A 10,726-nucleotide genomic window follows, 5' to 3' on the forward strand; every position below is an offset into this window, starting at 1 on the left:
TGCTGCGGCGGGTGCAGGAGCCGGGCGGGGAGTGGGTGGTGATGGCGGATCCGGAGGGGAACGAGTTCTGCGTGCAGTGACGCGCACACAGGGTTTTCCCTATTTCTAACTCCCTGTCCGAATCGCCCTCTTGACGGAGAGTCAGTTTCAGCTTCACCATCCAGGCACCCCATTCACTGTGGAACTCCTGTGGCCACCCCACAGGGTTCCCCACGGAATTCGGAGCCCCCCACATGAAGCTCTCCGTCTCCGGGCGTGCGATGGCGGCCGGCGCCGCCTCGGTCGTCCTGCTGATCACCGGCGGATCCATAGCCGGCGCGGCGTCCACGCCCTCGGTGGCCGCCGCGCCCGACATCCCCGTGGCCGGTGTGAAGGCCCATCTCACCCAGCTCCAGTCCATAGCCACCGCCAACGGCGGCAACCGCGCCCATGGCCGCCCCGGCTACAAGGCCTCCCTCGACTATGTGAAGGCCAAGCTGGACGCCGCCGGATACACGACGGCCATCCAGCAGTTCACGTCCTCCGGCCGCACCGGCTACAACCTGGTCGCCGACTGGCCCGGCGGCGACACCAACCAGGTCGTCATGGCCGGCTCCCACCTCGACAGCGTCTCCTCAGGCCCCGGCATCAACGACAACGGCTCCGGCTCGGCGGCGGTCCTGGAGACCGCGCTCGCCGTGTCACGGGCCGGCTACCAGCCCACCAAGCATCTGCGGTTCGCCTGGTGGGGCGCGGAGGAGCTGGGGCTCGTCGGCTCCCGCTACTACGTCAACAACCTCTCCTCCACCAACCGCGCGAAGATCAGCGGCTACCTGAACTTCGACATGATCGGCTCACCCAACCCCGGCTACTTCGTCTACGACGACGACCCCGCGATCGAGAAGACCTTCAAGGACTACTACGCCGGCCTCGGCGTCGCGACCGAGATCGAGACCGAGGGCGACGGCCGCTCCGACCACGCGCCGTTCAAGAGCGCGGGCGTGCCGGTGGGCGGCCTGTTCACCGGGGCGAGCCGCACGAAGACCTCCGCCCAGGTGACCAAGTGGGGCGGTACGGCCGGGCAGTCCTTCGACCGCTGCTACCACTCGTCCTGCGACACCACGTCCAACATCAACGACACCGCCCTCGACCGCAACAGCGACGCCGTCGCCTACGCGGTGTGGGAGCTGTCGGAGTAACCGGCTGATTCAACTCCTGGGCGGTTCGGCCGACTTGGCGGCTCGGGCGGCGAGACGGTCCATGCGGGCACGGGCCGACTCCAGCTCCTCGACGTCGTCGGCGGCCGGACCGCCCTCGGTCGTGAGCTCGGCCCACAGCCCGAGCAGGTCCCGGCCCAGGCGCAGCCCCAGCGCCGGGTCCCGCACGGCACGCCAGGCCGTGGCCGCGCCATGGAGGCTGCCGTACGCCGCCTCCGCGTCCCGGGCGCCGTGGTGCCTGCGCGCCACGTCGAAGGAGAGGGCGAAGGCACGCTCCGGGTCGCCCGCCAAATAGGCGATGTACGCGCCGAGTTCGCGGATCCGGAGCACCTCGGGGTGCTCCGGGCCCAGCACCGCCGACGCCTCCGCCACGGTCCGCTCCACGCGCTCCGACGCCTCCGCGGTCCGCCCCGCCGTCACGGCTTCGTTGATCCGCGCCATCGGCTCGGCGAACGGGGAGGTATCAGCGGTGGCACCGGGCGGCGCATCACCGAGGACGGCTTCGGCGACCGCGTCGAAGCCGCGGGGCGGGGTGGGTTTCGGGTCGGGGTCCAGGTGGAGGAGAGGTTGTTGACGTAGTAGCGGGAGCCGACGAGCCCCGGGTCACCGACTGACGCTTCATGTCGATGCGCGCGCACAGCTCACCCAGCGTCTGCCCGTTGTCCTCGTGCAGGCGGTCCAGGAGCCGTCTGCGCGTGTCGTCGGCCAGCGCCTTGAAGCGCGCGAGCCCCTCCGACAGGTCGACGATCGGGTCCGGGTAGCCGAGCGCGGCGCGCTCGTCGTCCGGCAGCCACCAGGGCTCGTGCACCGCGCGCCCCTCGATTCCCGCCAACTCCGGCACCCAGCGCCGGACATAGCCGCCGTCGGGGTCGTGGCGCCTGGCCTGGGTCACCGGGTTCAGCACACGGTTGGGCCGGGTGTCGGTGCCGGTCCCGGCCACCCACTGCCAGTTGAGCTGGTTGTTGGCGACATCGCCGTCGACCAGCAGGTCCAGGAAGTGCCGGGCGCCGACCCGCCAGTCGACGTAGAGGGTCTTGGTGAGGAAGCTCGCCGTCAGCAGGCGTCCGCGGTTGTGCATCCAGCCCTCGTGTCGCAGCTGGCGCATCGCGGCGTCGACGACCGGATAGCCGGTGCGGCCCTCCTTCCAGGCCGCGATGTCGTCCCGCGCCTCCCGCTCGGACCGCCAACGGTCGTGCCGGGTCCGGTAGTCGGCGGTGGCAGCGTCCGGGCGGGCGTCGAGGACCTGCCGGTGGAAGTCGCGCCAGGCGAGCTGCCGTACGAAGGCCTCGGCACCCGGGCCACCGGCCCGGCGCGCGCGATGGACGAGTTCGACGGGGGAGAGGGTGCCGAAGTGCAGGTGCGGGGAGAGACGGGACGTGGCGTCGCCGGCGAGGTCGTCGTGGCGCTCCGCGTAGGAGGACACCCGGCCGCGCAGCCAGGCGGTGAGCCGCTTGCGGCCCTCCTGCTCGCCTCCGTCGGCGAGCCCCTCCGACAGGTCCGAGATGTCGGCACGGGAGGGCAGCGGCTCGGACCCGACGCCGTCGGGGACCCGCACCGCGCGCGGCGCCGCGAGCGCGTCCCGCAGCCGCTCCTGGGACCAGCGGCGGAAATACGGTGTGAAGACGGCCATGTGGTCGGAGCCGGCCGGAGTCACCGCGCCCGGGGCCACGGCGGTGGTCGCGGTGTCGTGCACGTGCAGCCGTACCCCTTCCGCCTCCAGCGCACGACGCAGCCGCTGCTCGCGCCGCTGGGCGTGGGCGCTGACGTCGGACGCCATGTGCACCGCGTCGGCGCCGGCCTCGGCGACCACCTTGCACACCTCGTCCACGAGGTCGCCCTCGCGCACGACGAGCCGGCCGCCCCGCTCGCGCAGACCGGCGTCCAGATCGTGCAGACAGTCGGCGAGGAAGGCCAGCCGGTTGGGTACCGCGAACCCTGCGTCGTCCACGGCACGGTCCCGCACGAACAGCGGGACCGTGCGTTCGGCGCCGTCCAGGGCCGCTCTCAGCGGTGGGTGGTCGTGCAGGCGCAGATCTGACGTGAACAGGACGACCGAGATGCTCATGTCGGCTACTCCAGGGAGTCGGGGATGTGGTCTGCTTCCCGGTCGGCGCCGGCAGGGTGGTCGACGTCCGTCGGAGCAGGCGCGAAGTCGTGAACATGTTCACGACGATGGCGGGCAGGCGATGACTACGAGGCAAGTACGCGACCTGTGAGCCGAAGTCCGAATCTGGAGGTGCCTGCCGCTATGGGCGCGAGGGTGTTGGAGCGGTTTCCGGCGGGAGCTCCGCGCGGATCGTGGCCGGCCGAGGAATACGCGGCCGCGCGTCGCGCCCAGGGTGAGCCGGCGACCGTCGTGATGGACCTGAAGTCGGACACCTTCCTCGTCGTGGTCCCGACGCGCGACGAGGACTGAGCGGGCGTGACCACGCCGGGCGGAGGTCAGGGCCGCCCGGCGCACGGTCTCACGCCGGTCCGGCCGGGGCGGCGTCCGCCACCAGCACCTCCAGATGGGCCCCGCGCGACTGAGCCGTCTGGCCCTGCACCAGCAGGAACAGGGCTTCTCGCGCCAGGCGTTGCGCCGTGCCGGTGAGCGACAGTGACCGCCCGCCGCCGGCCACCACCCCGGCGGTCGTGGCCGTACGCATCAGCTCGGCCGCCCGGATGCGCAGCGCCAGGCGCTGTGCCATGCGCTCGCTCGTCATGGGAAGGTCGGCCAGTGCGTAGGCCTTGCCGCGGATCTCCTCCAGGCAGGTGCGCAGGGGTTGCGCGGTCGCCTCGTCCAGCGGGGCGAGGGCCGCTTCCGTGATGCCGAAGACCGCCGGGGAGGCGTCGACCGTCTTCGCGCGGTCCGTGACGGCCCACTCCTCGTACGGCTTGTGCAGCGCGACGGCGTCCTGAGGCAGCCACAGTCCGTCCAGCTCCAGCGACACCGTGCGGGACGCGGTGAGCGCCGCGAGACGCATCGGCTCCGAGGCATGCAGCCCCGGCTGCTCCCGGGCCTCGGTGAACGCGAACACCACCTCACCGCCCTCCGTGACACCGGCGAGCAGCATCACGTCGTTCAGACCCCAGCCGGTGTACCAGGGCACCGTCCCGTCGAACCGCCACCCACCGCGCTCACAGGTGACACGCACCGGCGTGCGCGGATACGACCGCAGATGCGCGTACGCCACCCCCGACAGCAGTTCGCCGCGTGCCAGCGGACCCAGCAGCCGTTCCCGTACCGAGCCCTCGCTGCGGGCCAGCGTCGCGACCGGCGTGTGGTGCTGCGTCTGCACGAACCACGTCGAGCAGCACGCCCCGGCCAGGATCTCCGCTGTGCGCCGGGCCACCGCCGCGGGGGCCGCCCATCCGCCGTACGACGCCGGTGCGCCCACGCCCAGCAGCCCCGAGCGCCTGATCGCTTCGATGTGGCTCCGCGGCACGCCCTCCTGATCGACGCGTTCGGCCAGCGGGGCGAGCAGATCACGGGCGAGGCGGTGGGCGCGGGCGACGAGGGGGTGGTCCTTGGTGGTCATGGACGAAATTCTTCCGGGGACCTCGTGCGGGGTGTCGATTCCGGGGCGTGTCGTTCGTGTAGGAGGTGAGAGCACGCCACGAAGCCCGAGGAGGCCGTCATGAAGTACTACCTGCTCAATGTGATGCAGCCGGTGGGGGAGCCCCCGGCCCCGGAGGTCCTCGCCGGGATCGGGAAGAACCTCGACGCCCTGAACCGGGAGCTGCGCGAGGCGGGCGCCTGGGTGTTCGCCGGGGGACTGCACGGCCCGGAGTCCTCCACCGTGCTGCGGCCCCGCGACGGCGACGTCCTGGTCACCGACGGCCCGTACGCCGAGGGCAAGGAGATGCTCGGCGGCATCAGCCTCATCAAGGCGCCCGACCTGGACGCGGCCCTGGAATGGGGCCGCAAGCTGGCTCTGGCGACGACCCTGCCGATCGAGGTGCGGCCGTTCATGGGCGAAGCCGAGGATTCATGACGCTCCCGGACGTCGAGGCCGTCTTCCGCGCGGAGTACGGGCGCGCGGTCGCCGTCCTCGTCCGCTTCCTCGGCGACATCGACCTCGCCGAGGAGGCGGTGCAGGACGCGTTCACCACGGCCCTGCGGCGCTGGCCGGAGACCGGCGTCCCGCCGAGCCCGGCCGGCTGGATCATCACCACCGCCCGCAACCGTGCCGTCGACCGGCTGCGCCGCGAGGCCGGCCGGGACGCACGCCACGCCCAGGCGGCCCTGCTGCACGCCGCCGACGCACCGCGCGAGGAGGGCCCCGTGCACGACGAACGGCTCCGGCTCGTCTTCACCTGCTGCCACCCCGCCCTCGCCGTCCAGGCCCGGGTCGCCCTGACCCTGCGCCTGCTCGGCGGACTCACCACCGCACAGATCGCGCGCGCCTTCCTGGTGCCCGAACCGACCATGGCCCAGCGCCTGGTCAGGGCGAAGGCGAAGATCCGCAACGCCCGGATCCCCTACCGAGTGCCGCGCGACGCCGACCTGCCGGACCGGCTCACCGGGGTGCTGGCCGTCGTCTACCTGATCTTCAACCAGGGGTACGAGGGTGAGGCGGACCTGTGCACTCAGGCCCTACGGCTCGGCCGGCTCCTCGCCGAACTCATGCCCGACGAGCCCGAGGTCACCGGGCTGCTCGCGCTGATGCTCCTCGTCGAGTCCCGCAGACCCGCCCGGCAGAACGAGCACGGAGCACTCGTACCGCTGCCGGAGCAGGACCGCGCCCGCTGGGACCCCGCGCTGATCGCCGAGGGACAGTCGCTCGTCCGGCAGTGCCTGCGCCGGGACAGGCCCGGACCGTACCAACTCCAGGCCGCGATCCAGGCCGTGCACAGCGACGCACCGGCCCCGCAGGCCACGGACTGGGGCCAGATCCGGCAGCTCTACGACCACCTCATGACCCTCGCCCCCAGCCCGGTCGTGGCCCTCAACAGGGCCGTCGCCGTGGCCGAGACCGAAGGCCCCGCCCAGGCCCTCGACCTCGTGGACGCGCTGGACCTCGACGGCTACCACGTCCTCCACGCCGTCCGTGCCGACCTGCTGCGCCGCCTCGGCCGCGACACCGAGGCCGAGCGAGCGTACGAACGCGCCATCGAGCTGTCGCAGAACCCGGCCGAGCGCGCGTACCTGGAGCGTCGGCGTCAGGAACTCGCCGGCGGGTGAACGGCGCGGCCGGGCGTGGTGGCGAGAGTGGCTCCATCGTCCGGGAAGTCGCAGGTCAGCGCACTGTTGAAGGGTACTCAGGTGGCGCAATGATGCAGTAACACCATGGAGAGGGCACCGTCGGTATGGTCACCGCATGCCAGCCGAACGAACCCGCGAGCACACCGCGCCGCTCGCCGCCGCACGCCGCCGACGGCTGCGTGCGGACCGGGCGCGCCAGCTCGCGGACCTGCTGCGGCACCTGGTCCTGACCGGAGGATTCCCCAGCGGCGCGCTGCCCCACGAGGACGTGCTCGCCGCCGACTACCAGGTCTCGCGCAACACCGTCCGGCACGCCCTGGACCTGCTGCGCGCCGAACTGCTCGTCGAGCGGCTGCCCGGCGTCGGCACCGTCGTCGTCGCCGAGAAGTACCCGCACGGCCTCGACCGGCTGATGGGACTCGCGGAGACCCTGCGGGAACACGGCCGGGTCAGCAACGAGGTACGCACCATGGGGCCCGTCCCGGCGCCCGCACCCGTGGCCGAGCGACTGCGGCTGCCCACCGGCACCGACGTCCTCTACATCGAGCGGCTCCGCAGGCTGAACGGGCTGCCGCTCTCCCTCGACCTCACCTATCTGCCCCTGGACATCGGCGGCGAGCTCATCGGCGCCGACCTGGAGAACACCGACGTCTTCCGGCTGCTGGAGCAGATCACCGGGCAGCCGCTCGGGCACGCGGAGATCACCCTGGAGGCCGTCAACGCCGACGCGCACTCCGCCACCGTGCTCCAGGCGCCGCGCGGCGCCGCCGTGCTGATGCTGGAGCGCCTCACCCACCTGTGCGACGGCAGGCCCGTGGACCTGGAGTTCATCCGGTTCCGCGGGGACCGGATCGCGATGAGCGGGCTGCTGCGCCGCTCCCTCTGAAGACGCGCCATCCAAGAAGCGGTTCTTTCACCCCTCGCAGTACCTCACTGGAGACAGCCATGCCCTTGGTGCCCCAGCGGGCCGACGTGCCCGTGACCGTCGACGAGTCGAAGTGCATCGACGGCTGCACGCTCTGTGTCGACATGTGTCCGCTGGACTCGTTGGCGATCAACCCCGACAGCGGCAAGGCGTACATGCACGTCGACGAGTGCTGGTACTGCGGCCCCTGCGCCGCCCGCTGCCCCACCGGGGCCGTCACGGTCAACATGCCCTACCTGCTGCGGTGAAAGGCCCACTCGCGATGAAACGCACCACTCCTGCCGCACTGCTCGCGGCAGCCCTGGTCAGCACTCTCGTCACCGGCTGCGGCGGCGACGCCTCGGCCGGCGACGCCACCCACGTCACCGTCACCGTCGGCTACCAGTCCAAGACCATCAACACCGTCACCGCCGGCACCCTGCTGCGCTCCCTCGGCTCCTTCGAACGCGAACTCGCCGCACAGGGCAAGCGCGACGGCATCACCTACAAGGTCGAGTGGCAGGACTACGCCACGGGCGCGCCCATCACCGCGCAGATGACCGCGGGGAAGATCGACATCGGATCCATGGGCGACTTCCCGCTGCTCCTCAACGCCGCCCGCGGCAAGCAGCTGAACCGCCCCACCCGGCTCGTCTCGGTCACCGGCTACAACCTGCGCGGCGCCCTCAACACCGTGGTGACGGCGCCTCAGTCGAAACTCGGCTCGCTGAAGGACCTGCGGGGCAAGACCGTGTCCACCAGTATCGGATCGGCGGCCGACGGGACCCTCGTACGGGCGCTCCAGCAGGCCGGCCTGGACCCGAACGAGGACATCCGCAAGATCAACCAGCAGCCGTCGGTGGGGGCTTCGGCGCTCCAGGCAGGCAGCGCCGACGCCCTCTCGCAGTTCGTGGCCTGGCCCGGACTGCTCGCCTTCCAGGGCAGGGCGAAGGCCCTGTACGACGGCGGCGAGCTGAACCTGCCGACCTTCCACGGAGTGACGGTCCGTCAGGACTTCGCCGAGCAGCGGCCCAAGGTGCTCGACGCCTTCCTCACCGCGCAGATCCAGGCCACGCGGTACCTGAACGAACACCCCGTGCAGGCCGCCGAGAAGGTCGCCGACGCCACCGGCCTGCCGCCCGAGGTCGTCTACCTCTACAACGGCAGCGGCGGCATCGCCACCTTCGACCCGGTCGTCAAGCCCGAGCTGGTCGCCGCGCTGAAGAAGGACGTCCCGGTGCTGCGGTCGGCGAAACTCGTCGGTGACGTCGACGTGGACGCTTTCGTCGACGACGGCCCGCTGAAGCGGGTGTACGGCGCCGAGTACGCCGAGCACCTCGCCGCCGCTCCCGAGCCCTCGCGCGACGAGGTCTGGCTCAAGGGCGAGGACCGCACCCGGGCCTTCGACTCGCCCTCCGCGCTGCTGAAGTTCGTCGCCGGGCACAAGGAGCAGGTACGGGCCGCCTACGTCCCGGACGCCACCACCGGCACCCGCTGGTACGCCGACAAGGCCGTCTGGGTGCGCGACGGTGAGGAACTGAGCCCCTTCGTCACCGTCTCCGCCGCCCGCGCGTACACCCGGGCCCACCCCGGTGCCCGTACCGTGTCCTACGCCGCCGCCCTGGCGCAGGCGTCATGACCGCGCTGACCGCCCCGCCGGGGAAGGCGTCGCAGCGGCCGGTGCCGGCGCGGCGCACACACCGGCTGCGGCCCGTCGTACGCGTCCTGTCGCTGCTTGCGGCACTCGGGCTGTGGCAGCTGCTCACCACGCTCGACGTCCAACTGTGGCTGCGGTTCGACCAGTTCCCGTCCGTCGCCGACGTGGCCCGCGAGTTCGGGGAGCGGCTCGGCGACGGGGCGTACTGGCAGGACGTGACCGACAGCCTGCGCCGGATCGTCACCGGGTTCCTGCTCGCGGCGGTGCTCGGCGTCGCGGCGGGCGTGGTCGTCGGCCGTTCCCGCTGGGCCGCGGACCTGATCGGGCCGGTCCTGGAGGTGCTGCGGCCCGTCCCGGCCATCGCCCTGGTACCGGTGGCGATCCTGCTGTTCCCCAGCAACGAGCAGGGCATTGTCTTCATCACCTTCACCGCCGCGTTCTTCCCGGTGCTGGTCGCCACCCGGCACGCGGTGCGCGCGCTCGCGCCGGTGTGGGAGGAGGCGGTGCTCACCATGGGCGGCGGACGCGGACGGGTGCTCGCCTCCGTGGTGCTGCCCGGCGCGTTGCCGGGGATCTTCGGCGGGCTGTCGGTCGGGATCGGCGTCTCGTGGATCTGCGTGATCTCCGCGGAGATGATCTCCGGCGAGTACGGGATCGGCTACCGCACCTGGCAGGACTACACGGTCATCGACTACCCGGGCGTCTTCACCGGCATCGTCAGCATCGGCCTCCTGGGCTGGCTGACGTCCACCCTGGTGGAGGTCCTGGGACGCAGGCTCACGCACTGGCTGCCGCGGCGCGAGGGGAGTGCCACGTCATGAGCACGGAAACGGACCTCGCGACCACCGTCTCGCGGACCGGCCGGCCGGCCCCCGGCGCACGGCTCGGCGTCACCGGGGCGCAGCTCGGCCGCCCGGGCGCCGCCGTACTGCACGGGCTGGACCTCGAAGCCGCCCCCGGCGAGATCCTGACCGTCGTCGGCCCGTCCGGGTGCGGCAAGTCGACGCTGCTGCGGACCCTGGCCGGGCTGCTGCCCGCGCTCGCCGGACAGGTCACTGAGGACGGGCGGCCCATCACGGGCCCCGGCGCCGACCGGGCGCTGATCTTCCAGGAGGACGCCCTGCTGCCGTGGCGCACGGCCCGCGCCAACGTCGAACTGCCCCTGGCCATCCGGGGAATCGGCCGCACCGAACGCAGGACCCGGGCCCAGGAGTGGCTGGAGCGGGTCGGACTGGCCGGTCTGGAACGGCAGTTGCCGCACCGGCTCTCCGGTGGACAACGCCAGCGCGTACAGCTCGCTCGCGCGCTCGCCGGGCAGCCGCGCGCGGTCCTCATGGACGAACCGTTCGGTGCACTGGACGCCCAGACCCGGGCCGGCATGCAGCAGTTGCTGGTGGAGGCCCTGTACGGGACCGGCGCCACCGTCGTCTTCGTCACCCATGACGTGGACGAGGCCCTCTTCCTCGGCGACCGGGTGACGCTGCTCGGCGCGGGCGGCCTCACCGGGGTCCGGCCGGTGCCACGGCCTCGCGACCGCGGAGCACGCGACGACCCCGCGACCGTGGCGCTGCGCCGCGACATCCTCGACTCCCTCGGTTCCCCGACGTCTTGAGCCTGCCCGTCCTCAGTGACCTGTCCGGCGAGCGCGGGCAGCAGCCCGGCCAGGGTCCGCAGCAGCGTCGACTTGCCGCACCCGGACGGGCCGACGACGGTCAGGATCTCGCCGGGGGCGGCTTCGAGGTCCAGCCCGTGCAGTACGGCGGCGCCCGGGCGGCCGAGCT

The 10,726-nt window shown here is 72.2% G+C and carries 13 protein-coding genes and 1 pseudogene; 10 read left to right on the forward strand and 4 right to left on the reverse strand.

Going from position 1 to position 10,726, the window contains the following annotated elements; translation table 11 throughout:
* Together EAO75_RS45690 and EAO75_RS09560 are read left to right on the forward strand one after the other, a co-directional pair.
* Window positions 1-80: VOC family protein (locus tag EAO75_RS45690; RefSeq protein ID WP_315986997.1), on the forward strand; the 80-nt coding region annotated here is incomplete at its 5' end.
* 153 nt (window positions 81-233) lie between these two features.
* Window positions 234-1,178: a M28 family metallopeptidase gene (locus tag EAO75_RS09560; RefSeq protein WP_147994633.1), complete on the forward strand. Its 945-nt coding sequence runs from the start codon at window positions 234-236 to the stop codon at window positions 1,176-1,178.
* A 9-nt stretch (window positions 1,179-1,187) separates the two neighbouring features.
* Here the strand turns inward: EAO75_RS09560 and EAO75_RS09565 are convergent, their stop codons facing one another.
* Window positions 1,188-1,637: a hypothetical protein gene (locus EAO75_RS09565; protein ID WP_187284367.1), complete on the reverse strand. Its 450-nt coding sequence runs from the start codon at window positions 1,635-1,637 to the stop codon at window positions 1,188-1,190.
* A 46-nt stretch (window positions 1,638-1,683) separates the two neighbouring features.
* Window positions 1,684-3,261 (reverse strand): FAD-binding domain-containing protein, encoded by a 1,578-nt coding sequence (locus tag EAO75_RS09570; RefSeq protein ID WP_147994634.1) that lies wholly within the window; start codon window positions 3,259-3,261, stop codon window positions 1,684-1,686.
* A gap of 183 nt (window positions 3,262-3,444) precedes the next feature.
* On the opposite strand from EAO75_RS09570, the gene EAO75_RS45695 reads away from it, so the two are divergent.
* Window positions 3,445-3,612, forward strand: a complete 168-nt coding sequence (locus EAO75_RS45695; RefSeq protein ID WP_187284368.1) for a hypothetical protein — start codon at window positions 3,445-3,447, stop codon at window positions 3,610-3,612.
* A gap of 49 nt (window positions 3,613-3,661) precedes the next feature.
* Here the strand turns inward: EAO75_RS45695 and EAO75_RS09575 are convergent, their stop codons facing one another.
* Window positions 3,662-4,717: an acyl-CoA dehydrogenase family protein gene (locus EAO75_RS09575; RefSeq protein WP_147994635.1), complete on the reverse strand. Its 1,056-nt coding sequence runs from the start codon at window positions 4,715-4,717 to the stop codon at window positions 3,662-3,664.
* A gap of 99 nt (window positions 4,718-4,816) precedes the next feature.
* Here EAO75_RS09575 and EAO75_RS09580 point away from each other — a divergent pair, with 99 nt between their 5' ends.
* The 7 genes from EAO75_RS09580 (at window position 4,817) to EAO75_RS09610 (ending at window position 10,557) form a co-directional block, all read left to right on the forward strand.
* Window positions 4,817-5,173, forward strand: a complete 357-nt coding sequence (locus tag EAO75_RS09580) for a YciI family protein (protein ID WP_147994636.1) — start codon at window positions 4,817-4,819, stop codon at window positions 5,171-5,173.
* The gene (locus EAO75_RS09585; RefSeq protein ID WP_147994637.1) at window positions 5,170-6,363 is read left to right on the forward strand and encodes an RNA polymerase sigma factor; all 1,194 of its coding nucleotides are present in this window, start codon (window positions 5,170-5,172) and stop codon (window positions 6,361-6,363) included. Before EAO75_RS09580 ends, EAO75_RS09585 begins: the two co-directional genes overlap by 4 nt.
* Before the next feature lie 136 nt (window positions 6,364-6,499).
* Window positions 6,500-7,270, forward strand: coding sequence for a GntR family transcriptional regulator (locus EAO75_RS09590; protein ID WP_147994638.1), 771 nt, complete (start codon window positions 6,500-6,502; stop codon window positions 7,268-7,270).
* A gap of 59 nt (window positions 7,271-7,329) precedes the next feature.
* A complete protein-coding gene (locus EAO75_RS09595; RefSeq protein WP_031480193.1) occupies window positions 7,330-7,557 on the forward strand; it encodes a ferredoxin family protein in 228 nt (75 codons plus the stop codon).
* Between the two features lie 14 nt (window positions 7,558-7,571).
* On the forward strand, window positions 7,572-8,927 hold the full coding sequence (locus EAO75_RS09600) for an ABC transporter substrate-binding protein (protein ID WP_147994639.1): 1,356 nt from the start codon (window positions 7,572-7,574) through the stop codon (window positions 8,925-8,927).
* Window positions 8,924-9,766: an ABC transporter permease gene (locus tag EAO75_RS09605; RefSeq protein WP_147994640.1), complete on the forward strand. Its 843-nt coding sequence runs from the start codon at window positions 8,924-8,926 to the stop codon at window positions 9,764-9,766. The genes EAO75_RS09600 and EAO75_RS09605 overlap by 4 nt, the downstream gene beginning before the upstream one ends.
* A complete protein-coding gene (locus tag EAO75_RS09610; RefSeq protein WP_147994641.1) occupies window positions 9,763-10,557 on the forward strand; it encodes an ABC transporter ATP-binding protein in 795 nt (264 codons plus the stop codon). Before EAO75_RS09605 ends, EAO75_RS09610 begins: the two co-directional genes overlap by 4 nt.
* A gap of 5 nt (window positions 10,558-10,562) precedes the next feature.
* On the opposite strand, the pseudogene EAO75_RS48210 reads toward EAO75_RS09610, so the two are convergent.
* Window positions 10,563-10,726 (reverse strand): annotated as a pseudogene (locus tag EAO75_RS48210) (ATP-binding cassette domain-containing protein); the annotation flags it as partial.

The organism is Streptomyces sp. UW30, assembly GCF_008042075.1.
GTDB lineage: Bacteria > Actinomycetota > Actinomycetes > Streptomycetales > Streptomycetaceae > Streptomyces.

Excerpts from the sequence above, each read along its gene's own strand:
- EAO75_RS09560 (WP_147994633.1), top strand. The coding sequence starts at position 234 with ATGAAGCTCTCCGTCTCCGGGCGTGCGATGGCGGCCGGCGCCGCCTCG.
- EAO75_RS09565 (WP_187284367.1), bottom strand. The coding sequence starts at position 1,637 with ATGGCGCGGATCAACGAAGCCGTGACGGCGGGGCGGACCGCGGAGGCG.
- EAO75_RS09570 (WP_147994634.1), bottom strand. The coding sequence starts at position 3,261 with ATGAGCATCTCGGTCGTCCTGTTCACGTCAGATCTGCGCCTGCACGAC.
- EAO75_RS45695 (WP_187284368.1), top strand. The coding sequence starts at position 3,445 with ATGGGCGCGAGGGTGTTGGAGCGGTTTCCGGCGGGAGCTCCGCGCGGA.
- EAO75_RS09575 (WP_147994635.1), bottom strand. The coding sequence starts at position 4,717 with ATGACCACCAAGGACCACCCCCTCGTCGCCCGCGCCCACCGCCTCGCC.
- EAO75_RS09580 (WP_147994636.1), top strand. The coding sequence starts at position 4,817 with ATGAAGTACTACCTGCTCAATGTGATGCAGCCGGTGGGGGAGCCCCCG.
- EAO75_RS09585 (WP_147994637.1), top strand. The coding sequence starts at position 5,170 with ATGACGCTCCCGGACGTCGAGGCCGTCTTCCGCGCGGAGTACGGGCGC.
- EAO75_RS09590 (WP_147994638.1), top strand. The coding sequence starts at position 6,500 with ATGCCAGCCGAACGAACCCGCGAGCACACCGCGCCGCTCGCCGCCGCA.
- EAO75_RS09595 (WP_031480193.1), top strand. The coding sequence starts at position 7,330 with ATGCCCTTGGTGCCCCAGCGGGCCGACGTGCCCGTGACCGTCGACGAG.
- EAO75_RS09600 (WP_147994639.1), top strand. The coding sequence starts at position 7,572 with ATGAAACGCACCACTCCTGCCGCACTGCTCGCGGCAGCCCTGGTCAGC.
- EAO75_RS09605 (WP_147994640.1), top strand. The coding sequence starts at position 8,924 with ATGACCGCGCTGACCGCCCCGCCGGGGAAGGCGTCGCAGCGGCCGGTG.
- EAO75_RS09610 (WP_147994641.1), top strand. The coding sequence starts at position 9,763 with ATGAGCACGGAAACGGACCTCGCGACCACCGTCTCGCGGACCGGCCGG.